At 65.8% G+C, this 24,944-nt stretch carries 13 protein-coding genes; 11 read left to right on the forward strand and 2 right to left on the reverse strand.

Annotation, left to right across the window (positions count from 1 at the left end):
- Positions 1–451 precede the first annotated feature (451 nt).
- The 4 genes from rpoB (at position 452) to glmM (ending at position 10,611) form a co-directional block, all read left to right on the forward strand.
- Positions 452–3,988, forward strand: a complete 3,537-nt coding sequence (gene rpoB, locus ELEN_RS03575; RefSeq protein ID WP_009306451.1) for a DNA-directed RNA polymerase subunit beta — start codon at positions 452–454, stop codon at positions 3,986–3,988.
- Complete coding sequence (locus ELEN_RS03580; protein ID WP_009306450.1) at positions 3,989–8,401, forward strand: DNA-directed RNA polymerase subunit beta'; 4,413 nt, start codon at positions 3,989–3,991, stop codon at positions 8,399–8,401.
- 313 nt (positions 8,402–8,714) lie between these two features.
- Entirely contained in the window at positions 8,715–9,206 is a 492-nt protein-coding gene (locus ELEN_RS03585; RefSeq protein WP_009306449.1) for a phosphoribosyl-ATP pyrophosphatase, read from the forward strand.
- Between the two features lie 70 nt (positions 9,207–9,276).
- Positions 9,277–10,611 (forward strand): phosphoglucosamine mutase, encoded by a 1,335-nt coding sequence (gene glmM / locus ELEN_RS03590; protein ID WP_009306448.1) that lies wholly within the window; start codon positions 9,277–9,279, stop codon positions 10,609–10,611.
- A gap of 860 nt (positions 10,612–11,471) precedes the next feature.
- Here the strand turns inward: glmM and ppk1 are convergent.
- A complete protein-coding gene (gene ppk1, locus ELEN_RS03600; RefSeq protein WP_041691604.1) occupies positions 11,472–14,150 on the reverse strand; it encodes a polyphosphate kinase 1 in 2,679 nt (892 codons plus the stop codon).
- Between the two features lie 40 nt (positions 14,151–14,190).
- Positions 14,191–15,114, reverse strand: a complete 924-nt coding sequence (locus ELEN_RS03605) for a Ppx/GppA phosphatase family protein (protein ID WP_015760113.1) — start codon at positions 15,112–15,114, stop codon at positions 14,191–14,193.
- Positions 15,115–15,371: 257 nt separating this feature from the next.
- Between ELEN_RS03605 and ELEN_RS03610 the strand changes: the two genes are divergently transcribed.
- The 7 genes from ELEN_RS03610 to purH all read left to right on the forward strand — a co-directional run bounded on the left by ELEN_RS03610 (position 15,372) and on the right by purH (position 24,682).
- Complete coding sequence (locus ELEN_RS03610) at positions 15,372–17,108, forward strand: polyphosphate--AMP phosphotransferase (RefSeq protein ID WP_015760114.1); 1,737 nt, start codon at positions 15,372–15,374, stop codon at positions 17,106–17,108.
- A 340-nt stretch (positions 17,109–17,448) separates the two neighbouring features.
- Entirely contained in the window at positions 17,449–18,522 is a 1,074-nt protein-coding gene (gene srtB, locus ELEN_RS03615; protein ID WP_015760115.1) for a class B sortase, read from the forward strand.
- Entirely contained in the window at positions 18,519–20,021 is a 1,503-nt protein-coding gene (gene purF, locus ELEN_RS03620) for an amidophosphoribosyltransferase (protein ID WP_015760116.1), read from the forward strand. Before srtB ends, purF begins: the two co-directional genes overlap by 4 nt.
- Before the next feature lie 54 nt (positions 20,022–20,075).
- Complete coding sequence (purM, locus tag ELEN_RS03625) at positions 20,076–21,227, forward strand: phosphoribosylformylglycinamidine cyclo-ligase (RefSeq protein ID WP_009306441.1); 1,152 nt, start codon at positions 20,076–20,078, stop codon at positions 21,225–21,227.
- Positions 21,228–21,231: 4 nt separating this feature from the next.
- The gene (gene purN, locus ELEN_RS03630) at positions 21,232–21,852 is read left to right on the forward strand and encodes a phosphoribosylglycinamide formyltransferase (protein ID WP_009306440.1); all 621 of its coding nucleotides are present in this window, start codon (positions 21,232–21,234) and stop codon (positions 21,850–21,852) included.
- Positions 21,853–21,950: 98 nt separating this feature from the next.
- Positions 21,951–22,940, forward strand: a complete 990-nt coding sequence (locus ELEN_RS03635; protein ID WP_009306439.1) for an XdhC family protein — start codon at positions 21,951–21,953, stop codon at positions 22,938–22,940.
- A gap of 167 nt (positions 22,941–23,107) precedes the next feature.
- Complete coding sequence (purH, locus tag ELEN_RS03640) at positions 23,108–24,682, forward strand: bifunctional phosphoribosylaminoimidazolecarboxamide formyltransferase/IMP cyclohydrolase (protein WP_009306438.1); 1,575 nt, start codon at positions 23,108–23,110, stop codon at positions 24,680–24,682.
- The last annotated feature ends 262 nt before the right edge of the window (positions 24,683–24,944 follow it).

A 24,944-nucleotide genomic window follows, 5' to 3' on the forward strand; every position in this document is an offset into this window, starting at 1 on the left:
TGTGTTTGCGCGCCCGCGGGCGCGTTGAAACTTAAGTTTCGCACGCGATTGCGGGCGGAGCCAAGTCCCGATAGCCCGTTTCCACAGCTCCCTGACAAACAAAACAAACTTCAGCAGGGAGGTGAGCCTGATGATGAAGATCATCGTTTCGCCAAGTCAGCGACTTTTTTTGCGGGGCTTTCCAGCTCGGAATTCGTCGAAGGGGTCTTGAACCGGCAAAGCTATCCAGCTCGCATAGCGTCGGCGGAGCCTCGAATCGACCGAAGATGCCGTCCCGATGTCGGGATCGGCCTGAAACCATACTTGCATTCTCCCAGATAAAAGGGCAAATCAACAAAGAATTTCCACAGTTCGTAAAAATATTTCTTGACTAGCCTTGACGTGCGACGTATCTTAGGCAATTGCGACTTTTTCGCAGAAATGCGGGTGCACATGAAGGAGGAAAAGCCTCGTGGCTCAAGGAAAAACGACTGATCAGACCAGCCTTTACAGGGATCGGCGCAGCTTTGCGAAGATTCCGGACGTCATGGACGTCCCCAACCTCATCGCTATCCAGACGGACAGCTTTGAGTTTTTCAAGGGCGAGGGCCTGGCGCAAGCGTTCCAGGATATCAGCCCGATCGAGAACAACACCAAGGACATGTGCGTGGAGTTCGGCCGCCACGAGTTCGGCGAGCCGAAGTACACCGTGGACGAGTGCAAGGAGAAGGACGTCTCCTATCAGGCGCCGCTGTTCGTGGAAATCCGCTTCATCAACCGCGAGACCGGCGAGATCAAGGAGCAGGACGTCTTCATGGGCGACTTCCCGCTCATGACGCCGCGCGGCACGTTCATCATCAACGGCACGGAGCGCGTCGTCGTCTCCCAGCTGGTGCGCTCCCCGGGCGTGTACTTCGCCTCCGAGCGCGATAAGGCGTCCGACAAGACGCTGTTCAACGCGAAGGTCATCCCCAGCCGCGGCGCGTGGCTGGAGTTCGAAACCGACAAGCGCGACATCCTGTCCGTGCGCATCGACCGCAAGCGCAAGCAGCCCGCTACGCTGCTCGTCCGCGCCCTCGGCCTCGCCGAGACGCGCGAGGAGATCATCGAGCTCCTCGGCAACGACGAGATGGTGCTGCGCACGCTCGACCGCGACCCGGCTACCACGAAGGAAGAGTCGCTGATCGAGCTGTACAAGCGCTTCCGTCCCGGCGAGCCGCCCACCATCGACTCCGCCCGCACGCTGCTGGAGGGCCTGTTCTTCAACCCGCAGCGCTACGACCTGGCGAAGGTCGGCCGCTACAAGATCAACAAGAAGCTGGGCTTCGACCCCGACTACGAAGCCTCCACGCTCACCGACGACGACATCGTGCGTACGATGCAGTACATCGTGGCGCTGCATGCCGGCGACGAAGGCGTGCAGACCGACGACATCGACCACTTCGGCAACCGCCGCATCCGCACGGTGGGCGAGCTGATCCAGAACCAGTTCCGCATCGGCCTGTCCCGCATGGAGCGCGTCGTGCGCGAGCGCATGAGCATGCAGGAGCCCGACGAGATCACGCCGCAGAGCCTCGTGAACATCCGCCCCATCGTGGCGGCCATCAAGGAGTTCTTCGGCTCCTCGCAGCTGTCCCAGTTCATGGACCAGACGAACCCCGCCGCCGGCATCACGCACAAGCGCCGTCTGTCGGCCCTCGGCCCGGGCGGCCTGTCCCGCGAGCGCGCCGGCTTCGAGGTGCGCGACGTCCACACGTCCCACTACGGCCGCATGTGCCCCATCGAGACGCCTGAAGGCCCGAACATCGGCCTCATCGGCTCGCTGGCCACCTACGCCCGCATCAACCCCTACGGCTTCATCGAGACGCCGTACCGCCGCGTCGTCGACGGCAAGGTCACCGACGAGGTGGACTACCTCACGGCCGACGAGGAGGAGAACTACACCATCGCGCAGGCCAACGACCTGTTCGACCCCGAGACGCGCAAGTTCGGCACGTTCGACGACCAGGGCGTGTTCCACGAGGCCGTCCGCGTGCTCTGCCGTACGAAGGACGCCGCCGGCGTGTTCGGCGAGCCCGACGAGGTGGCGCCCGAGCTGGTGAACTACATGGACGTGTCCCCGCGCCAGATGGTTTCGGTGGCCACCTCCCTCATCCCGTTCCTCGAGCACGACGACGCGAACCGTGCCCTCATGGGCTCGAACATGCAGCGCCAGGCCGTGCCGCTGCTGCGCCCCGACGCGCCGCTGGTGGGCACCGGCATCGAGCACCGCATCGCGGTCGACTCCGGCGAGATCCTGGTCGCCCAGAACCCGGGCGTCGTCGACTACGTGGACGGCCAGACCATCATCGTGCTGAACAACGACGGCGAGTACGACGAGTACCTCGTGCCGAAGTTCCAGCGCTCCAACCAGTCGGGCTGCATCAACCACCGCCCCATCGTCCGCAAGGGCGACGAGGTGCAGGCGGGCGACGTGCTGGCCGACGGCCCCAGCTGCGACGGCGGCGAGCTCGCGCTCGGCCAGAACCTCATGGTGGCCTACATGCCGTGGGAAGGCTACAACTACGAGGACGCCATCATCGTGTCCGAGCGCGTGGTTGCCGAAGACCTGCTCACGTCCATCCACATCTCCGAGTACGAGGTCGACGCGCGCGACACGAAGCTGGGTCCCGAGGAGATCACCCGCGAGATCCCGAACATCTCCGACGACATGATCAGCGACCTCGATGCCGACGGCATCATCCGCGTGGGCGCCGAGGTGTTCCCGGGCGACGTGCTGGTGGGCAAGGTCACGCCGAAGGGCGAGACGGAGCTCACGGCCGAGGAGCGCCTGCTGCGCGCCATCTTCGGCGAGAAGGCCCGCGAGGTGCGCGACACGTCCCTCAAGGTGCCCCACGGCTCCGGCGGCCGCGTCATCGGCATGAGCCGCTTCAGCCGCGACGCCGGCGACGAGCTGGCTCCGGGCGTCAACGAGCTCGTGCGCATCTACGTGGCCCAGAAGCGCAAGGTGCAGCAGGGCGACAAGCTGTCCGGCCGCCACGGCAACAAGGGCGTCATCTCCCGCGTGCTGCCGGTGGAGGACATGCCCTACCTCGCCGACGGCACCCCCATCGATGTCATCCTCAACCCCCTGGGCGTTCCTTCCCGAATGAACGTGGGCCAGCTGCTGGAGAACCACCTCGGCTGGGCCGCGAAGTGGGGCTGGGACGACGCTGAGGAAACCGACGCCGTGGTGGAGGGCCCGATGCACGTGGCCACGCCGGTGTTCGACGGCGCCACGGAGAAGGAGATCTCCGATGCCATCGAGAAGGCGAACCGCAACCTCATCAACAAGAACCATGCCACGTACGGCGACCTGGCGCGCGACGAGTTCGTGCCGCAGCTGTCCCGCACGGGCAAGACGTGGCTGTACGACGGCCGCACGGGCGAGAAGTTCCGCGAGCCCATCACCGTGGGCCAGAGCTACATCCTGAAGCTCGGCCACATGGTGGACGACAAGATCCACGCGCGTTCGACCGGCCCCTACAGCTTGATCACCCAGCAGCCGCTGGGCGGCAAGGCGCAGTTCGGCGGCCAGCGTTTCGGCGAGATGGAAGTGTGGGCGCTGTACGCGTACGGCGCATCGAACGTGCTGCAGGAGATCCTCACGGTGAAGTCCGACGACACCGCCGGCCGCGTGAAGTCCTACGAAGCCATCGTCAAGGGCGAGAACATCCCCGCCCCCGAGGTGCCCGAGAGCTTCAAGGTTCTCGTGAAGGAAATGAAGTCGCTGTGCCTGAACGTCGAGCTGGAGGGCCACGATCATCGCACGATCGACGTGACCCAGGACATCGACGGCCAGGAAGACGGCGATCGCGCGCTGTACGAGGCCATCGCGGCCGACGCGCGCAAGACCGAAGAAGACGACGCGGCCAATGCGCTCGACAGCATTGCCGCCGAGCTGGGAGAGCTGATGGGCGATAGCAACAACGATACGAACGACCTGATCGGTGAGGGAGAGGAGCGATAAATGACGACGGAATTCGACGTGAGCAATTTCGACGCCCTGCGCATCTCGCTCGCCAACGCCGAGGATGTGCGCAGCTGGTCGCGCGGCGAGGTGAAGAAGCCCGAGACGATCAACTACCGTACCCTCAAGCCCGAGAAGGACGGCCTGTTCTGCGAGAAGATCTTCGGCCCGACGAAGGACTGGGAGTGCGCCTGCGGCAAGTACAAGCGCGTGCGCTTCAAGGGCATCGTCTGCGAGCGCTGCGGCGTCGAGGTGACGCGCAGCAAGGTTCGCCGCGAGCGCATGGGCCACATCGAGCTGGCCGCCCCGGTCAGCCACATATGGTACTTCAAGGGCTCGCCCTCGCGTCTGGGCTACCTCTTGGACATCGCACCGAAAGAGCTGGAGAAGGTGCTGTACTTCGCATCCTCCATCATCACCTCGGTGGATAAAGAGGCCCGCGAGGAGGACGCCGACGAGCTGCGCGACGAGCTGGCCGCCGACCTCGAGGAGCTGGACGCCGAGCGCGACCGCCTCGTGGAGGCCACGCGTAAGCTGTCCGTGGACTACGTGCCCGAGGACGACGACTTCGTCGACGACGTGGACGAGGACGAGCGCATGACGGCCGAGGAGGTCGACGAGGAGATCGCCGACATCTACGAGGAGTTCAACGAGCGCAAGGCGCTGCGCCAGGACGCTTTCGACGCCTTCATGAAGATCGAGCCGAAGCAGCTGGTGCCGGACGAGGCCCTCTACCGCGAGATGCGCCTCAACTACCGCGACTACTTCACGGGCGGCATGGGCGCCGAGTCCGTGCGCGACCTGCTGGACGCCATGGACCTGGCAGCGACGGCCGACGAGCTGCGCGACGTCATCGCCAACGGCAAGGGCCAGAAGCGCGCCAAGGCCATCAAGCGCCTCAAGGTGGTTGACGCGTTCCTCAAGTCCGAGAACAAGCCGACGGACATGATTCTCGACGTCATCCCGGTGATCCCGCCCGACCTGCGCCCCATGGTGCAGCTGGACGGCGGCCGCTTCGCGACGTCGGACCTGAACGACTTGTACCGTCGCGTCATCAACCGCAACAACCGCCTCAAGCGCCTGCTGGACCTCGGCGCGCCTGAGATCATCGTCAACAACGAGAAGCGCATGCTGCAGGAGGCCGTCGACAGCCTGTTCGACAACGGCCGCCGCGGCCGTCCTGTCACGGGCCCGGGCAACCGCCCGCTGAAGTCGCTGTCCGACATGCTCAAGGGCAAGCAGGGCCGCTTCCGCCAGAACCTGCTGGGCAAGCGCGTCGACTACTCCGGCCGTTCGGTCATCGTCGTCGGCCCGCAGCTCAAGCTGCACCAGTGCGGCCTGCCGTCGCAGATGGCGCTGGAGCTGTTCAAGCCCTTCGTCATGAAGCGCCTGGTGGAGCTGGAGTACGCCGCCAACATCAAGGCCGCCAAGCGCGCCGTCGACCGCGGCGCCAGCTACGTGTGGGACGTGCTGGAAGAGGTCATCACCGAGCATCCCGTGCTGCTGAACCGCGCACCTACCCTGCACCGTCTGGGCATCCAGGCCTTCGAGCCGGTGCTGGTCGAGGGCAAGGCCATCAAGCTGCACCCGCTGGTCTGCACCGCCTTCAACGCCGACTTCGACGGCGACCAGATGGCCGTGCACGTGCCGCTGGGCGCCGAGGCGCAGGCCGAGGCCCGCGTGCTCATGCTGTCCGCCAACAACATCAAGTCGCCGGCTCATGGCCGTCCGCTGACCGTGCCCACCCAGGACATGATCATCGGCCTGTACTACCTCACGGCCGCCCGCGACGGCTTCGAGGGCGAGGGCCGCTCGTTCATCGACTTCGACGACGCCATGAACGCCTACGACGCGCGCGCCGAGCTTGACCTGCAGGCCAAGATCTGGGTGCGTCTGACCAAGGACACGCAGGTGGCCACGGCCTTCGGCGTGTTCGAGGAGCACAAGGCGGGCGAGCGCATCGAGACCACCATCGGCCGCATCACGTTCAACAACGTGCTGCCCGAGGACTACCCGTACCTCAACTACGAGATGAACAAGAAGGAGATCAGCCGCCTCGTCGAGGACGTGTGCAACCGCTACGAGCTGTCCAGCGTGCCGGCGATTCTCGACGGCCTCAAGGACGCGGGCTTCCACTACGCCACGCGTGCCGGCGTCACCGTTTCGGTGTACGACGCCACCGTGCCGCCGAACAAGGCCGAGATCCTGGCTGCCGCCGACGAGAAGGTCGCGGCCATCGACGAGGACTACGAGATGGGCCTCATGAGCCCCGACGAGCGCCACAAGCAGGTCGTCGACATCTGGAACGCCGCGAACGAAGAAGTCGGCGAGGCCATGGCCGAGAACTTCGACAAGTTCAACCCCATCTACATGATGGCGTTCTCCGGCGCTCGAGGCAACATCAAGCAGATCCGCCAGCTGGCCGGTATGCGAGGCCTCATGTCCGACCCGAAGGGCGAGATCATCGACCGCCCGATCAAGGCGAACTTCCGCGAGGGCCTGTCCGTTCTGGAGTACTTCATCTCCACGCACGGCGCCCGTAAGGGTCTGGCCGACACCGCGCTGCGTACCGCCGACTCGGGCTACCTGACCCGCCGTCTGGTGGACGTGGCCCAGGACGTCATCATCCGCGAGATCGACTGCGGCACCGCCGACGGCGTGCCGTACCCGCTGCACAACGAGAAGGGCGACGTCGACGAGAACCTCATCGGCCGCTGCCTGCTCAACGACGTGGCGGGCGTCGACGGCGAGGTGCTGCTGGCCGCGGGCGAGTACATCACCCATATGGACCAGCTCAAGGCCATGGACGCGGCGGGCGTCGAGACGCTCGTCATTCGCACGGTCATGACCTGCCATGCCGAGCACGGCGTGTGCCAGAAGTGCTACGGTTGGGATCTCGCCACGTCGCGTCCGGTGAACATCGGCACGGCGGTGGGCATCATCGCCGCCCAGTCCATCGGCGAGCCCGGCACCCAGCTGACCATGCGCACGTTCCACACCGGCGGCGTCGCCGGCGAGGACATCACCCACGGTCTGCCTCGTGTCCAGGAGCTGTTCGAGGCGCGCAAGCCCAAGGGCCTCGCCGTCCTCGCGGAGATCTCCGGCACGCTGCAGATCTCGGGCGACAAGCAGTCCAAGACCATCACGATCCACGACCAGCAGGGCAACTTCCGCGAGTACGTCGTGTCGGCGCGCGCCCAGATGCTGCCCGGCGTGACGGACGGCTGCGAAGTGAAGGTGGGCCAGCAGCTCACCAAGGGCTCGGTGAACCCGCACGACCTGCTGCGCCTCACCGATCCCAACACGACGCTGCGCTACATCGTCAGCCAGGTCCAGGGCGTGTACGTGTCCCAGGGCGTGGACATCAACGACAAGCACATCGAGGTCATCGCGCGCCAGATGCTGCGCAAGGTGGCCGTCATGGACGCCGGCGAGTCCGACTTCCTGCCGGGTCGCCAGGTGAACCGCTTCGAGTTCGAGGATGCCGCCAACGCGCTCATCGCCGAAGGCAAGGAGCCGCCCGTGGGCCAGCCGCTGCTGCTGGGCATCACGAAGGCGTCGCTGGCCACGGATTCGTTCCTGTCGGCCGCCTCGTTCCAGGAGACGACGAAGGTGCTCACCGACGCCGCGATCGAGGGCAAGATCGACCACTTGGCCGGCCTCAAGGAGAACGTCATCATCGGCAAGCCGATCCCGGCGGGTACGGGTCTGTCGCGTTACCGCGAAGTGGGCCTCACCTACAAGGGTCGTCCGGTTTCGCCGGTGGTGGGCGAGACGCTGCCCGACTTCGCGCCGGAGGCTCTGCGCGATATCGAGGAGCTGCTGCCCCAGCCGCAGGATTGGTCGCTCGACGGCGACGGCTACCTCAACATGGGCACGAACTACGGCAGCTACTACAGCGGGCTTTCGCTGGGCCATCGCGGCCCGCAGCTGTCCGACGAGGACGCGCGCCTGTACATCTACGACGACCTGGGCGTGTCGCAGCGCTGGGCCAACAAGTTCTCCGAGGCGGGCATCGAGACGGTGGCCGACCTCGTGGGCCACACCGAGGAGGACCTGCTGCGCATCGAGGGCATCGGCGTGAAGGCCATCGAGGAGCTGAAGGAAGGCCTCGAGGCCCACGATCTGACGCACGTGATCGAGGACGACCTCGCGGCTACGAGCGACGACATGTCGCAGCTGCTGGACATGGTGTTCTCGCCCGATGACACCATCCTCATCGGCGGCGACGAGCCCCCGACCTTCAACACCGAGGGCGAGGACATGCTGGGCGAAGCTTTGCCGCCGCGCTCCTACCAGCGCAACCTGGAAGAGCTCGACGCTCTGCTGGGCTCAGTAGGGTCGCTCGGCTTCGGCCTGACCACCAAGGAGTCCGAGGAGGCTTCCAACGCCGACGACGACGTCGAGGAATAAGTTCGACCTGAGGGGCGCGCTCGGCGCGCCCCTTTCTTGTTGCGGCTTTCTTGGCGGGAGGTACGGGGCGGCACCCAGTCGCTCAGACAGTCCTCGCTTCGCTGCGGAACTCGCTTGGTGGGTGCCGCCCCGCACCTCCCTTCATGCGGTTTTCGCAGTAGGTTGTCATCCTGAGCGAGCGCGCAGCGCGGAGTCGAAGGATCCCGCGCGGTGCCGGCGGGTGCGGATCGCAACCTGCGATAGGGCGGTCAGACCGGGACTCGCTGGAGAAGGGTTCTACCTGCGGGGTTTGCTTAGTTGTAGGAGGAGCATCATGTCTCAGAAAACCTATATCCCTTCCGGCGAAATGCCGCCTTCGTCGCAGATCGGGGCGACGTTCGAGGCGCTTGCCGCAACTATCGCAGCCCGGCGCGAGGCGGGGGAGGAGAGCTACACCTATCGTCTGCTCACCGGCTCTCTCGACGGGGTGCTGAAGAAGGTCATGGAGGAGGCGGGCGAGACGGCGCTTGCGGCGAAGGACGTGGAGTCGTGGGCGTGCTCGTCGCTGGCGGCATCGATCGCGGCAAGCGGCGCTGTCGACGAGACCGACGAGCTGGCCGTCGATCTGCCGCCCGAGTACGACGCGGCCATCGATCATCTGCGCTACGAGGCGGCCGATGTGGTGTACCACCTGCTCGTGGTGCTCGAGCGCTACGGCATCGGTCTCGACGAGTTCGCCGCCGAGCTGAACAACCGCATGACCGACGCGGAACGCCCCGAGGGCGGCGTCCGCTTGCATGAAGACCATGTGAAACGGGGGAAGTAGATCTTCCGGCGGTTATCCGCCGCCTCGAAAGCCCCGCTTACTTTGTTGAACCTGCTGGAAAGGAAAGAGCATGGCACGTTTATTTGGAACGGATGGGGTTCGCGGCGTCGCGAACAAGGAGCTGACGTGCGAGACGGCCTTCAAGCTGGGTCAGGCCGCCGTGGCCTTCCAGGGCAAGACCATCCTCATCGGCAAGGACACGCGCCTGTCCGGCGACATGCTGGAGTCGGCCGTGGCGTCCGGCATCATGTCGATGGGCGGCACGGCGCTCCTGGCCGGCATCATCCCGACGCCCGCCATCGCGCTTCTGGTGCGCGAGCTGCACTGCGACGGCGGCATCGTCATCTCGGCGTCGCACAACCCACCCGAGTACAACGGCATCAAGCTGTTTGACGGCCAGGGCTTCAAGCTGCCGGATGCGGTTGAGGACGAGATCGAGGCTTATCTGGCGGCGGGCGGCCCGTCGGCGGACGAGCTGCCGAACGGCGACGAGGTGGGCGTGGCGCTGCCGGTGGACGATGCCTGCGAGCTGTACATCGCGCACGCCGTGTCCACGGTGGCCGGCGAGGGCATCGACTTCGCGGGCCTCAAGGTGGCGCTCGACGCAGGCCATGGCGCATCCTGCATGACCAGCGCCGAGGCGCTGCGCCGTCTGGGCGCCGAGGTGGTTTCGATCAACGAGGACTTCGACGGCACCGACATCAACGTGCAGTGCGGCTCCACCCATCTCGAGCCGTTGCGCGCGCTCGTGGCCGAGACGGGCGCCGACGTGGGCATCGCGCACGACGGCGACGCCGACCGCGTCATGCTTGTGGACGCGAACGGCAACGAGATCGACGGCGACGTGGTGGAGGCCGTGTGCGCTATCGACCTGCACAAGCGCGGGCTGCTTGCCGGCGGCACCGCCGTGTCCACCGTCATGTGCAACCTCGGGCTCTCGCATGCTCTGCGCGATGCGGGCATCGAGCTCGTCCAGACGAAGGTGGGCGACCGTTACGTGCTGGAGGCCATGCGCGAGGGCGGCTTCGTCCTGGGCGGCGAGCAGAGCGGCCATATGATCTTCCTCGAGCACAACTCCACAGGCGACGGCTTGGTGACCGCCCTGCAGTTCCTGGCCGCTTGCCGGCGTGCCGGTTCCTCCATCGAGGATGTCGCCAGCGTCATGACGCGTTTCCCGCAGACGCTGATCAACGTGCGCGTGAACGACAAGCACGCCGTGGACGGCAATGCGGCTGTGCAGGCCGCCGTCGAAGCTGCCGAAGCGGAGCTGGGCGATTCGGGTCGCGTGCTGCTGCGTCCTTCCGGCACCGAGCCGGTGGTGCGCGTCATGGTGGAGGCCGCCAGCGCCGAGGAGGCCGACCGCCACGCGCAGGCCATCGCCGCCGTGGTCGAGCGCGAGGCGTGATTCCGCTGTCATCCTGAGCGAGCGCAAGCATTCGACAGTCCAGCGGACTGTAGAATTCCCGAGCACGCGAAGCGAGCGCAGGGAGGCCCCGCGAAGCGGGGACGCGAAGGATCCCGTGCGGCGTCAGCAGGAAGTCTTTCTGCCGGTGCCGTATTCGGGATCCTTCTATTGCGTAGTGCGCGCTTCGGGGCGAAAAGCAAGCAGGGTTGCCCCCCCCCTGCGTGCGGGCAAGTTCCCGACTTATGCGTACCTCTGCCATCGAAAACGCCCAAAAAGCACCATGTACGCGACTTATGTGCACCTCGGAAGCGGCCTGCGCGATCGAAGTATTTCATAGCTAACTTTTGACCAGGCCTTTTATTGGGCGACGCTTTGCCGCGTCGTCTGAAAAGGCCGTTTCGGCGTGGCAGAGGTGCGCATAAGTCATGGACAGAGGAGATTTCTCCGGTTTTCGTTGCAGGCGCCCCGTTTGACGGGGTGCCGCCACGTTCGCGTTCGGCCGATCATCGCAGGCAGGATCAAGCAATGGCGCTTCGTCTTCGAAAGCGCCGGCTACCGCTTCGACGCCGAGTCGGGTCGCGTGCTGTGCTTCTGCTGCGATCCGGAACGCTTCTGGAAATACGTCGGGCCGATGAGGAAAGGCGAGTAGCGGGAGGGTGGCAAGGCGGCAACGCTCAGCTGCGGCCTCTTGCGCACTCGCGCGCTTCATGGGATCGTGGTCGTTGCGACAGGGACGCGGCCGCGATATGCGCGCCGGTCGACCGCGGCATCCTCGGACTGCGCTCCTGCCGCATCATCCGAAAGCAACGCCCTCGGCTCCGAAGAGCCGAGGGCGTTTTCATGCGAGAGGGAGCGTGCTCTTATCGCACGAACAGGCTGAGGAAGCGCACGAGCAGGCTCGGCTTCTTCGCACCGCGCGTTGCGGGCGGGGCTGCCACCATGCCCTGCTCGGCGCACGGGCGCTCGCCGACAGGAGGTTCGATGGCGTCGGCTTCGAGTGCCGGGGCGGTGGCAGGGCCGACCGGAATAGCGGGCGCGGTTGCGGGCGCGATCCGGGACGATGCGGCCACGGATGCCTGAACGGCGGCTTCCGCAGCCGCTTCCGCCTCGCGCGCGGCCGCAGCCGCGGCGCGTTCCTCCGCGCGGATGCTCGCCTCGTCCTCGGTCATCTCGTGTGCCGCCATCAGCTGGGCCGAACGTCGCCGAGCAGCATCGCGCGCCGCTTCGTCCTCGGCTGCTTCCAGGCGGCGCTGCTGCGCGCGCTTGATGAAGAACTCCTGCGATTCGAACAGCACGGTCTCGCCGTCGGCGTCTTCTTTCGCGAACGCGCCGAGCGGCGTGTAGCTGCCATCGGGCATGAGCTCACGCAGTTTGGCGGTGTCGCTCAGGCTCACGTCGAGGTATCCGAGGATCTGCTCGCGCAGTTCGCTGTCGAGGACGGGCCAGGCTATCTCGATGCGCTTGTCCATGTTGCGCGTCATGAGGTCGGCGCTGGACAGGTACACCTTCATATTGTCGCGCGGGCCGAAGCCGTAGATGCGGCTGTGCTCCAGCAGGCGCCCCACGATGGACACGACGCGCACGTGCTCGGTGTAGCCTTCCAGCCCCGGCACGATGCACGAGATGCCGCGCACGAACAGCGTCACGTTCACGCCGGCCTGCGACGCCTCCACGATCTTCTCGATCACGTCCTTGTCGGTGATGGAGTTCGTTTTGAAGAACAGCCCGCACGGCTCGCCGGCTTTCTTGCGTTCGATCTGCGCGTCGATCCCAGCGAGGATCATCGGCTTGATCTGCAACGGCGCCACCCACATGATGTCGTAGTTGTCGGAGGTGTTCTCAAGCCCCATGTTGCGGAAGAACTCGGTTGCGTCTCGCCCGAACGTCTCGTCGGTGGTGATGAACGACAGATCGGTGTACAGCTTCGCCGTCTTCTCGTTGTAGTTGCCGGTGCCCAGCTGGGTGATGTGCTGCAGCCCCTGGTCGGTTTGACGCGTGATGCAGCATATCTTCGAGTGCACCTTGAAGTCGCGGAAGCCGTAGATGACGTTGCATCCCGCCTGTTCGAAGCGCTGCGACCATTCGATGTTGTTGCTCTCGTCGAAGCGGGCGCGCAGCTCGAACAGCGCGGTCACCTCCTTGCCGTTCTCGGCTGCCGCGATGAGCGCCTCGGCTAGATGCGATTGGCTGGCCAGGCGGTACAGCGTGATCTTGATGGAGATGACGGTGGGGTCGTTCGCAGCCTCGCGCAGAAGCTGCACGAAGGCGTCCATGCTCTCGTACGGGTACGATAGCAGCACTTCCTTCTCGGCCACCTGGTCGATGATGCGACGGTTGCGGTCGAGGCAGCCGGGCCACTGCGGCGTGAACGGTACGTTCGTCAGCTCCGCGCGCGCGGTTTCAGGCAGATGGCCGGCCAGCCCCCACGTATAGCTCATGTCGAGCGGCACCTTCGTGACGTAAGCTTGGTGCGGCTTGAGGTTCAGGCGCTTGAGCAGCAGCTTCTCCAAGGTGGGCGACAGCGGCCGTTCGCTTTCGAGGCGTACCGGCGCCAGGCGCGAGCGCTTCTTCAAGATGCGCTTCATGTGCTCGCGATAGTCCTCGTCGCTCTCGTCGGTGCCTTCGGTGGCGTCGAGGTCGGCGTTGCGGGTGACGCAGATGACGTTCGTGTGCTTGATGGCGTACATGGAGAATATCTCGCTCGCCACCATCTCGATGACGTGCTCCAGCAGGATGAACTGCAGTCCTTCGCCCGGCAGCGCGATCACGCGCTGGCATTGGCGCGGCATGGGGACGAGGCCCAGCGTCACGCCCTCGGCTCCGAGGTTCTTCCCCTTCTCCTCCTTGGGCGCCTTTTCGCCGTCCTTGGTCTTCGCCGCCTTCTTCTTCGCGCCCGGCTCCTCGTTGAGGCGCAGTACCACGTACAGCGCGCCGTTCTCCAGGTGAGGGAAGGGATGGCGCGAGTTGATGATCTGCGGCGACAGGAACGGCATCACGTTCTTGTGCACGTAATCGGACAGGAAGGCGCGCTGCTCGTCGTCGAGGTCTTCGGGGCGCAGGCTGCACACGCCGCGCGCGCACAGCTGTTTCCGCACGCTTTCGTAGGTGCGTTCCTGGATGGGGTACAGCTCGTGGCAGCGCGCGTAGATGGCGTCGAGCTGCTCGGCGGGCGTCATGCCGGACTTCGAGTCGATGATGTGCTTCTTCACTAACGACAGGTCGGTCAGGCTGCCGACGCGCACCATGAAGAACTCCTGGAGGTTGCTCCAGAAGATGGAGATGAAGTTCAGGCGCTCGAGCAGCGGCACCGTCTCGTCGGCTCCCTGGTCGAGTACGCGCTCGTTGAACGTGAGCCATGACAGCTCTCGGTTCTGCAAGTAGGATTCTTTGCTCGGTTCGCCCTCGACGGAGGGGTTTGCGCCCTCGACTTTGTCGATTGACGCGCGCATCTCGTCCGCGCTCGTTTCCGCGAGAGCGTCCGGCGCTTGGCCGGCAGGAGTCTCGGCGGTGCTGGTCGTGGATTTCTTGGCTGTGTCCATGAACGTCCCCTTCCCGTAAACGTTCGCTTCCTGCGCGCCGCTACCGCAGCATGCGGTCGATCAGGTACCCTTCGCGCACGCCGTACTTGCACACGTCCAGACGCTCGGCTCCGCATGCGTCGAACAGCTCGCCGAGGATGATGCAGCCCGGTACCAGCGTGTGCACGCGCTCGGCCGAAGCCTTGAGCGCGGCGTGCGCGAACGTGTCGGGATCGGTGCGGCACCATGCAAGTATCGCATGAATTTGCTGTTTCGTCATGGTTTTCGGACGTACGGCCGCGCCGGTGGCTTGAGCATGCATCTTGGCGGCCGCGCGCACGCTTCCGCCGATGCCGTACAGCGCTTCCGAGCGGTACGCGTCGGGGTCGGGCAGACCGGCGAAGCGCTTGCGGAACGCTTCGGCTATGGCGTCCATCTCGCCGGGGGTCGGCAGGATAGCGCGTACGTGCTGGGCGAACGATGACAACGACCCTTGCCCGATGCTCGCGTTGTCGAAATCGAGGCTGCTTTCGATGCGTGTGAGCTCGGTCGAGCCGCCGCCTATGTCGACGAGCGTGCCCCGCTCTACTGCGCGGTCGCAGGTGGCGCCGACGAAGCCCAGGTGCGCCTCGTCGGTAGCCGACAGCAGCGAGATGGGCAGCTCGGCTGCCTCCTCGATGGCCGCGACGGCTTCCTCGCAGTTCAAGGCGTTGCGGATGACCGCGGTGGCGAACACCTCCATCTTCTCGCAATCGAAGTACCGTGCGCGCTTCGCATGTCCGCGCAGCACGCTGACGGCTCGGTCGATGCCGTCCTGGGTGAACACCCCGTCCACGACGTAGGCCGACAAGCCCGCCATCACCTTGTCGTTTATGAGACTCTTGAAATCCTTGTTCGTGCACGTGCGCTTATGCGCGTCTTTCACGTCGTAGACGACGAGGCGTATCGAGTTCGACCCGAGGTCGACCACCGCGTAGTTGGGCATGGCATAGTCCGTCCGAAATCAAGCGGCTCGCCCGGGGCGATCCGCGATGTGCTCCATCGCTTCATTGTAGTGAACCGCGCCGGTCGCGGCCAGGCCGAGCGCGAACTGAAAGCTGGATTTTACTTTTTATCGCCTGCGCTCGGGACGACGGTCTGGTTCGCTCGTTCGGGTGGCGATGGGCCGGCCCTTGCAGGATGGCGGTCCGGTTCTTCGCGATCCTTGTGGTACCATGAGCTTCTCGAAGGAAAGGAAGCGCCATGCTGGAAACCGTCGATTTCTCACGCGAACCGCTCTCGAAGGACGCCTACAAGGCGCGTCGGGACGAGCTGATGGAGCGATTGGTGGTGCTGCAGCAGCAGGCGCGCGTGCAGGGCGTCGGCCTGGTGGTGCTGTTCGAAGGATGGAACGGCGCCGGCAAGGGCAGCCGCATCTCCGATCTCATGTACCACCTCGACGCGCGCGCCACCAGCGTGTACGTCACTGAAAACCTCGACGTGAAAGCCGCGCGCGCGTTCGCGGGCGCGAAGAGCGGCGTAACGGGCTTCTATCCCGTGATGCAGGAGTTCTGGAAGAGCCTGGGCCAGCGCGGCACCATCTCGTTCTTCGACCGCGGCTGGTACACCGCCGCCGTTCAGCACATGCTGTACACCGAGTTCGGCAAGCTCTCCCTGAAAGCCTCCAAGCGCAAGGGCCAGAAAGCCGTCGCGGCCGCCATGGCCGAGGCGCGCGACGAACGCCACATCGACGTGCTGCGCCGCTACCTCACCTCTGCGTCCGATTTCGAGCGGCAGCTAGCCGACGACGGTTACCTTGTGGTCAAGTTCTTCGTGCACGTCACGAAGGAGGCGCAGAAGAAGCGCCTCACGCGCCTGCATGACGATCCGGCCACGCGCTGGCGCGTGGGCGAGGACAAGCTGGCCACCATCGGCAACTACGAGGAGGCGTACCGCCTGTACGACAACCTGCTGAAGGGCAGCGACTTCTCGTTCGCCCCATGGCATCTCGTGAACGGCGAGGACAAGCGCCGCGCCAACCTGCAGATCGCCGAGACGCTGGTGAACGCGCTTACGAGCGCGTTCGAGGCAGCGCCCGACGCCGAAGCCGCCGTAGCGGCGGCCAAGGCGCAGGCCAACTCCGCCGGCGCTCTCGATGAAGCGCCCCTGTTCGGCCGTTCTCCCGAAGAGGAGGCGCGCGTGCGCGAGGAGGCGGAAGCCGCCGCAGCCGCTGCTTCCGCCCGCGCTCCGCGCGTTTCGAGGTTCCGTCAGGTGGACGACCCGCCGTGCCTCGAGAGCGTCGACCACGCGCTCGCGCTCGACCCCGAGACGTACAAGGTCGAGCTCAAGGCCCAGCAGGAGCGCCTCAACAGGCTGGAGATGGAGATGTACCAGAAGCGCATCCCGCTCATGATCATGTACGAAGGCTGGGACGCCGCGGGCAAGGGCGGCAACATCAAGCGCGTGGCCCAAGCGCTCGACGCCCGCGCCTATACCATTTTTCCCAGTCCCGCCCCCACGAAGCCCGAGCTGCTGCATCCGCACCTGTGGCGCTATTGGACGCGTCTGCCGAAGGCGGGCCACGTGGGCATCTACGACCGCAGCTGGTACGGTCGCGTGCTCGTGGAGCGCGTCGAAGGTTTCGCTTCGGTGTCGGAATGGACGCGGGCGTACGACGAGATCAACGAATTCGAGCGCGATCTGGTGCGGTGGGGCGCCATCCTGCTGAAGTTCTGGGTTGACGTGAGTCCCGAAGAGCAGTTGCGACGCTTTCGCGACCGCGAGCAAGATCCTGCGAAACAGTGGAAGATCACCGATGAGGATTGGCGCAACCGCGACAAGTATCCCCAGTACAAAGCCGCGGTCGAGGATATCTTCCGCTTGACCAGCACGCCGTTCGCCCCCTGGATAATCCTCGAGAGCGACGACAAGCGCTACGCGCGCGTCAAGGCGCTCAAAATTATCAACGACGCCCTGGAAGCGCGCTTGCGCGAAAACTGAGATCGCGTTACTATGGGCAGCAGTACTCGAAACGACCGTGCGCATTCGCGCGCTTGAACGAAAAAAAGGGGTAAACAGTCATGACTCTGTTCGGAATCACCGTGCCCATGGAGGCTATCTGGGTCATCGTCGCGATCATCGTCCTCGTCATCGTCGGCTTCATCGCGAAAGGCTTCATCGACGAGATGAAGAAGTAGCCGCTTCGGCGAACAGCGGTCCCTATCGTGAAAATTGCGTTTTTGCGAACATCGCGCCCCCATCATGGGGGCGTTTGTTTATTATGGTAACGGTCTGGCGACGGCGGGGTTCCGCCGTTTGAAGATCATCCCGAAAGGTGAACATGTCCGAGTACCGACAGCATCCCGGCCCTGCTCCAAGCGGGCGACCTGCGCAGCAGCGCGTGCCGAGGGGCGCCGCGCCCGACGTGCGGGCAGGGGCGCAACCGGGCGCCTACCGGCCGGCCACCGCGCAGCATGCCGCCTACCGCTCCGCTCAGCCTGCCCAGCGCAGATCGGCTGGAGGCGGAGGCTACCCGTATCGACAGCAACCGACCTATCAGCAGCCCGGTTCCGGACGGCCTCGGAAGAAGAGCGGGCCGTGGCGCGTGGTGTTCTGGATCGCGCTCGTGGTGTTCGTCGTGGCGCTGGCCGCGCTCGGTGCCATCGGCTTCAGTTACTGGCAGGGTCAGCAAACCTATAACGATGTCGCGCGGGAGGGTTTCACGCCGCCCGACGATCTGTCGGCCACGTCGCTCGCCGACTTCACGGTGGACTGGGATGCGCTCAAGGCCATCAATCCCGACACGGTGGGGTGGATCTACATTCCCGGCACCGTGGTGAACTACCCCATCGTGCAAGCGGCCGACGACGAGAAGTACCTTACGCACGACTTCAAGGGATCGGAAGGCTGGATCGCCACGTTCGGCGCCATCTTCCTGGCGGCCGAGAACAGCTCCGACTTCTCCGACCCGAACAACATCATCTACGGCCATCATCTGAACGACGGCTCGATGTTCGCCTGCGTCGCCGATTTCAGCGATGCCGCCCAGTTCAACGACCATCGCACGGTGTACATCCTCACGCCTGAGGGCAACTACGAGCTGAGCACGTTCGCGCTCGTGCATGTGGCGGCCGACGATCCGTTGGCACAGATGCGGTTCGCCGATGAGGACGAACGCGTGGCCTACGTGCAGGACAAGATCGACCGATCGGTGGTGCCCGCTTCCGACATACCTGCTGCTTCCGATATCAAACACACCTTCGCCCTTGCCACGTGCGACAATCTGCCGTCGGACGGGCGTTACGTGCTGTATTCGTACGTGAAGGCCAGCACGGTGGGCGAGGGCGACGGCGACGTCATCGACCCCGATGCCGTCGCGGCCATCGATTCCGCAGAACAGGAGATCGCTTCATGAGCACGTCCATCCTGCCGGGCGAGCGCCCCGACCGCCTCGAAGAGGAGTGCGCCGTGTTCGGCGTGTTCGCTCCCGGCGAAGACGTGGCGCGCATGACGTGCTTCGGCTTGCAAGCGCTGCAGCATCGCGGTCAGGAGAGCGCCGGCATCGCCGTGGGCGACGGTGCGACGGTCATGGTGTCGAAAGACCTCGGCCTTGTGACCCAGGTGTTCGACGAAGCAAGCCTGGCCGCGCTCGAGGGCTTCGTGGCCGTGGGCCACGCGCGCTACTCCACGAGCGGCGGCGCCGCGTCGTGGGAGGCTGCGCAGCCGCACATCTCGGCCATCGACGACGTGCTGATCGCGCTCGCGCACAACGGCACGCTCGTCAACACGAACGCCTTGCGCGCCCATCTCGTCGACGAGGGCGTGCAGTTCCGTTCCGGCACCGACAGCGAGGTGGCGGCGAAGGCAATCGGCCGGGTGACCCAGGAAACGCACCACTTGCGCAACGGCATCCGCCGCGCTATGGAGGAGCTGTCGGGCGCCTACGCCATGGTGCTGGCCAGCCCCGATTCGCTGTACGCGTTCCGCGACCCCAACGGTATCCGCCCGCTGTGCATCGGCGAGCTGCCCGACGGCCGCGGCTGGGCAGTGTCCAGCGAGACGTGCGGGCTCGACATCGTGGGCGCGCAGTACGTGCGCGACGTCGAACCGGGCGAGATCGTGCGCTTCAACCGCGACGGCATGCACGCCGAGCAGGGCGTCGCCGCCCGCAAGTCGGCGGCGTGCATCTTCGAGTACGTGTACTTCGCGCGCCCCGACAGCGTGATCGACGGCCAGAGCGTGTACCAGGCGCGGCGCAACATGGGGCGCATCCTGGCGCAGGAGGCGCCCGTGGAGGCCGACCTCGTGCTGGGCGTGCCCGACTCGGGCGTGCCGTCGGCCATGGGCTACGCGTTTGAGAGCGGCATCCCGTACGCCGACGGCATCGTGAAGAACCGCTACGTGGGACGCACGTTCATCGAGCCCACCCAGGCCATGCGCCAGCTGGGCATCCGTTTGAAGCTGAACCCGCTGCGCTCGGTGATCGAGGGCAAGCGCCTCGTGGTCATCGACGACAGCATCGTGCGCGGCAACACCAGCAAGAAGCTCGTGCAGATGCTGCGCGATGCGGGCGCGGCCGAGGTGCACCTGCGCATCGTGAGCCCCGAGGTGCTGTGGCCGTGCTTTTACGGCATCGACACCGACACGCGCGACCAGCTGATCGCCGCGAACATGGATCTGGACGAGATGAACGCGTGGATCGGCTCGGACTCGCTGGCCTTCATCTCGCTCGAGGGCCTGCGCGCCTCCGTGCCCGATGCGCGCCGCCAGGGGTTCTGCGACGCATGCTTCACCGGCGACTACCCGGTGGCCATCCCCGATTCGGTGGCCAAGAAGAGCTTACTCACGAAGAAGGATTTCGAAGAGACTTACGGCGAAGGCGCGGCCGACGAGGCGCGCCCTCGCACGCGATAGCAGCATGACAGGGGGAACCGCCCCGACATGGACGATACGGCACAAGGAGCAGAGATGACCGAGAGAGTAACCGTGAACGCAGCGCAGACCGACGACGGCCCGCACATGCCCAGCTGGATGGACGAGGACGCGGTGACCTACGCGCAGGCGGGCGTGGACACGGCCGAGGGCGCGCGCGCCGTCGAAGCCATCAAGGGCGTCGTGCACGACACGTACCGTCCCGAGGTGGTGGGCGACATCGGCGGCTTCGGCGGCCTGTTCTCCATCGCGGCGGCCAAGGACATGGACGATCCGCTGCTGGTCAGCGGCACCGACGGCGTGGGCACGAAGCTCAAGGTGGCCCAGATGGCCGGCAAGCACGACACGGTGGGCATCGATCTGGTGGCCATGTGCGCCAACGACATTCTGGCCACCGGCGCCGAGCCGCTGTTCTTCCTCGACTACGTGGCCATCGGCAAGCTGAAGGCCGAGAACGTGGCCGAGATCGTGGCGGGCATCGGCGAGGGCTGCAAGCAGGCCGGTTGCGCGCTCATCGGCGGCGAGATGGCCGAGCACCCCGGCGTCATGGATCCGGACGACTACGACCTGTCCGGTTTCTGCGTGGGCGTGGTCGACCGCTCGAAGATGCTCGATCCCGCGTCCGTGCGCGAGGGCGACGTGCTGATCGGCTTGGCGTCCAGCGGCCTGCACTCCAACGGCTACTCGCTGGCGCGCAAGGTGTGCGTGGAGGGCAAGACCCACTACGAGCTGCGCATCGAGCGCGAGGAGCTGGGCGGGCGCAGCCTGCAGGATGCGCTTTTGGAGCCCACGCGCATCTACGTGAAGCCGGTGCGCGCCGTGCTGGAGGCTTGCGAGGGCGCCGTGCACGCGCTCGCGCACATCACGGGCGGCGGCATCTCCGAGAACCTCGACCGTGCGCTGCCGAAGAGCTGCGCCGCCGAGGTCGACCTGGGCACGTGGCCGGTGCCGGCCATCGCGTCGTTCGTGTGCGACGCGGCGCACCTCGACGAAGCCGAGGCGCTCAAGACGTTCAACATGGGCCTCGGCATGGTGCTCATCGTGGACGCGGCGCGCGCCGACGAGGTGGAGGCCGCGCTGACGCAGGCCGGCGAGACCACGTACCGCGTCGGCCGCATCGTGGCGGGCGAGGGCGAGGTCCGCTACGCGAACGACGGCAAGCTGTACGGCTTCGGTGCGGAGGCGTAAGGGCATGACCGAACCGCTGAAAATCGGCGTGCTGCTGAGCGGCAGCGGCACGAATTTGCAAGCCATCATCGATGCGGCGGCCGAGGGGCTGCCCGTGGAGATCGTGCACGTGGTGTCGTCGCGCCCCGATGCGTTCGGCATCGAGCGCGCGCATCGGGCGGGCATCCCGGTCACGGTGCTCAACCGCGACGTGTACGCCGACCCCGTCGAAGCCGACAGGCGCATCGCCGAGACGCTGCGCTACGCGCACGCCGAGTACGTGGTGATGGCAGGGTACATGCGCAAGGTGACGCCCGTGCTGCTGGACGCGTTCCCCGACCGCGTGCTGAACTTGCATCCGGCGCTGCTGCCCTCGTTCAAGGGCGCGCACGCCATCCAAGACGCGTTCGACGCGGGCGTGAAAGTGACGGGCATCACCGTCCACTTCGCGAACGAGGACTACGACAAAGGCCCCATCGTGGCGCAACGCGCCGTGGAGGTGCGCGAGGACGATACCCACGACGACCTCGAAGCCCGCATCCACGAGGTCGAGCACGTCCTGTATCCCGAAGTGCTGCGCCTCGTGGCCGAAGGCCGCGTGACCGTGGGCGAGGACCGTAAGGTCCATATCGCCCCCGCCCGATGAACCCGCGGGGAAACCCGCAGGTCAACCGTCCGTTCCGCGCGTAAGCTTGTCGTCCGCCCAGGCAAATGCCCGCCAGCTCGAACCTCGAAGGAGCCCTCATGAACAAGGAAGCCCTCCAGTCCGTCATCGCCGCCCTCCGCGAGGGCCGCACGCCGTCCTTGAGCGTGGAGGATTTCCCGTGCTTCTCGCACGAGGCGACCGAAGGCAACCAGCACGTGGATCCGACGTATCTCGACGTGGTGGCGAAAAGCCTCACGGCCGACGACGCGCCCACGTTCGAGCGCGCCCTGCGCGCGATGGAGGAGGGCGACCTCGCCTGGCTCGGTTTCAAGATCGTCTACGATGCGGACGCGGCTCAGCGCAACACCGACAACGAGGTGACGAAGAAGTACGGCGACGAGGGCTCGGCCGACGGCGAGCCGCTCGTGTTCTTCTGCAACGACGCGAAGGAGATCGTGGCGTCGCGGCCGTACTCGCCCCGCGACACGTTCCAGATGAAGGACGTCACGCGCGGCCCCTCGATGCACAACGAGCAGTTCGAGGGCCTCACCTGGGCGAGCGTCCCTCTGTTCGACCAGGTGCATGTTTGGCTGCTGGGCGCGTCCGACGCGGCCAGCGAAGTGGCGGCGCTCGCCGACCACGTGGGTTTCGCCGTGACGGTGGTCGACTACGATCCGGCCTACGTGAGCGAAGCGCGCTTCCCTACGGCGAAGCGCATCGTGCTCGAGGGCGGCAACTTCGATGCGCTCGAGCAGTTGGACGCCGCGCCCGAGGACTACGTGTGCGTGCTCACCCGTGGTCACATGTTCGACCCCGAGGGCTGCGTCTGGGCGACGAGGCATCACGTGCATTACGTCGGCATGATGGGCTGCGCCGGCAAGAACGACCGCGTGCGCGAGCTGGTGCTGGCCTCCGGCGCCACCGAGGAGGACTGGGAGCGCGTCAAGCGCCCCATCGGCCTGAAGTTCGGGGCGAAGACGCCCGCCGAGCTGGCCATCGCCATCGTCGCCGAGCTCGTGGACGTGCGCTACCGCCAACGCTACAGCGCCGAAGCGCGCGAACGCCACGAGAAGAGCCTGGGCCGCTGAGGGCGTGCGCCTTGCGGCGGGGCTCGCTGACCTTTTCGTCGTGCGCGTTTGCGGGATATGCGCGCGCTTCCTCGTTGACCTCGCGGTTCGGGTGGTACCATGCGTCGCAGGAGATTGGACGCAAGGGGCCGTTCAGTCGCAGACAAGAGGAAAGGATGTAAGGCCATATGAGCAATCCTAAGGTCAAGCGCGTGCTCGTGTCCGTTACGGACAAGAGCGGCGTTGCGGACTTCGCCCGCGCGCTCGTCGACGAGTTCGGGGCGGAAATCATCTCGACGGGCGGCACCGCCCGCGCGCTCAAGGACGCCGGCGTGCCGGTTACGCCCATCGACGACGTGACGCAGTTCCCCGAGATGATGGACGGTCGCGTGAAGACGCTGCACCCGCGCGTGCACGGCGGTCTGCTGGCCAAGCGCGACAACGAGGCCCACATGGCCCAAGCGGCCGAGCACGGCATCGAGATGATCGACATGGTGGTGGTGAACCTCTACGCCTTCGAGAAGACGGTGGAAAGCGGCGCCGATTTCGGCACCTGCATCGAGAACATCGACATCGGCGGCCCGTCCATGCTGCGCTCCGCGGCCAAGAACTTCGAGAGCGTGGCCGTGGTCACGCGCCCGGCGAGCTACGACGCTATCCTGGCCGAGATGCGCGCCAACGACGGCGCCACCCTGCGCGACACGCGCGCCAAGCTGGCGCTCGACGTGTTCGAGACCACGGCGGCTTACGACGGCGCCATCGCCGCGTGGATGGGCGCCCAGCTCAAGGACGAGGGCGACGTGAAGTTCCCCGCCGACCGCACGCTGCATCTCTCGAAGGTGCAAGACCTGCGCTACGGCGAGAACCCGCACCAGTCCGCCGCGTTCTACCGTCGCGACGACTACGCCGACGCCCCGCACAGCCTGGCCCATGCCAAGCAGCATCAGGGCAAGGAGCTGTCGTACAACAACTACCTCGACCTCGACGCGGCTTGGACGGCCGTTCGCGAGTTCGACGAGCCGGCCTGCGTCATCGTCAAGCACCTCACGCCCTGCGGCGTGTGCCAGAACGACGACCTCGTCGAGGCCTACCAGCGCGCGCACGCGTGCGACCCGGTGAGCGCCTACGGCGGCGTCATGGCGTTCAACCGCCCCGTCACCTCCGACGTGGTGGTGGCCATCTTCGACAACAAGCAGTTCGTCGAGGCCATCATCGCTCCCGAGTTCGCGGGCGACGCGCTTGACATGTACAGCGCGAAGAAGAACGCGCGCCTGCTGTCCACGGGCGGCGTGAACCCGGCCGGCGGGGAAGTGGAGTACCGCTCGGTCGAGGGCGGCCTGCTGGCCCAGGATTCCGACGCCGTGGCCGAGGATCCCGCGACGTTCACGGTTCCCACGAAGCGCCAGCCCAGCGAGGAAGAGCTCGCCGAGCTGCTGTTCGCGTGGAAGGTGTGCAAGTCCATCAAGTCCAACGCCATCGCCATCACGAAGGGCCACGCGACCATCGGCGTGGGCGGCGGCCAGCCGAACCGCGTGAACTCCGCGCGCATTGCCGTGGAGCAGGCGGGCGAGGAGGCCAAGGGCGCCGTGGCCGCCTCCGACGCGTTCTTCCCGTTCCGCGACGGCCTCGACGCGCTGGCCGAGGCCGGCGTGACGGCCATCATCGAGCCGGGCGGCTCCATCCGTGACGAAGAGGTGATCGCCGCCGCCGACGAGCACGGCATCGCGCTCGTCTTCACCGGCCACCGCCACTTCAGGCACTAGATCCGGCGGCATACCATGTTGCAAGCGGCAGCTTCGGAAACGAAGCTGCCGTTTTTTTGCGGGCGCCCCGTAGCGGGATCCGACTTCCTCGGTTCGCTCGGCGCGTCAAGTTGTAGCCTTCTCGTCCGACGTGGACGCAAAACGGCAGCTGTGGCAAAGTTAGCCTTGGTTTCAAGTGGATTTCGCACTTTGGATTTCACGCGATCTGGGGTTTCGTGGATGCTCACGACGCTTATAACGTTCGTCGCGACCCGATGATTGC

Origin of the sequence: Eggerthella lenta DSM 2243, assembly GCF_000024265.1 — a bacterium.
In the GTDB taxonomy this organism is placed as follows: Bacteria; Actinomycetota; Coriobacteriia; order Coriobacteriales; family Eggerthellaceae; genus Eggerthella; species Eggerthella lenta.

Coding starts and splice junctions, on each gene's coding strand:
- ELEN_RS03580 (WP_009306450.1), top strand. CDS start 3,989: ATGACGACGGAATTCGACGTGAGCAATTTCGACGCCCTGCGCATCTCG.
- ELEN_RS03585 (WP_009306449.1), top strand. CDS start 8,715: ATGTCTCAGAAAACCTATATCCCTTCCGGCGAAATGCCGCCTTCGTCG.
- glmM (WP_009306448.1), top strand. CDS start 9,277: ATGGCACGTTTATTTGGAACGGATGGGGTTCGCGGCGTCGCGAACAAG.
- ppk1 (WP_041691604.1), bottom strand. CDS start 14,150: ATGGACACAGCCAAGAAATCCACGACCAGCACCGCCGAGACTCCTGCC.
- ELEN_RS03605 (WP_015760113.1), bottom strand. CDS start 15,114: ATGCCCAACTACGCGGTGGTCGACCTCGGGTCGAACTCGATACGCCTC.
- ELEN_RS03610 (WP_015760114.1), top strand. CDS start 15,372: ATGCTGGAAACCGTCGATTTCTCACGCGAACCGCTCTCGAAGGACGCC.
- srtB (WP_015760115.1), top strand. CDS start 17,449: ATGTCCGAGTACCGACAGCATCCCGGCCCTGCTCCAAGCGGGCGACCT.
- purF (WP_015760116.1), top strand. CDS start 18,519: ATGAGCACGTCCATCCTGCCGGGCGAGCGCCCCGACCGCCTCGAAGAG.
- purM (WP_009306441.1), top strand. CDS start 20,076: ATGACCGAGAGAGTAACCGTGAACGCAGCGCAGACCGACGACGGCCCG.
- purN (WP_009306440.1), top strand. CDS start 21,232: ATGACCGAACCGCTGAAAATCGGCGTGCTGCTGAGCGGCAGCGGCACG.
- ELEN_RS03635 (WP_009306439.1), top strand. CDS start 21,951: ATGAACAAGGAAGCCCTCCAGTCCGTCATCGCCGCCCTCCGCGAGGGC.
- purH (WP_009306438.1), top strand. CDS start 23,108: ATGAGCAATCCTAAGGTCAAGCGCGTGCTCGTGTCCGTTACGGACAAG.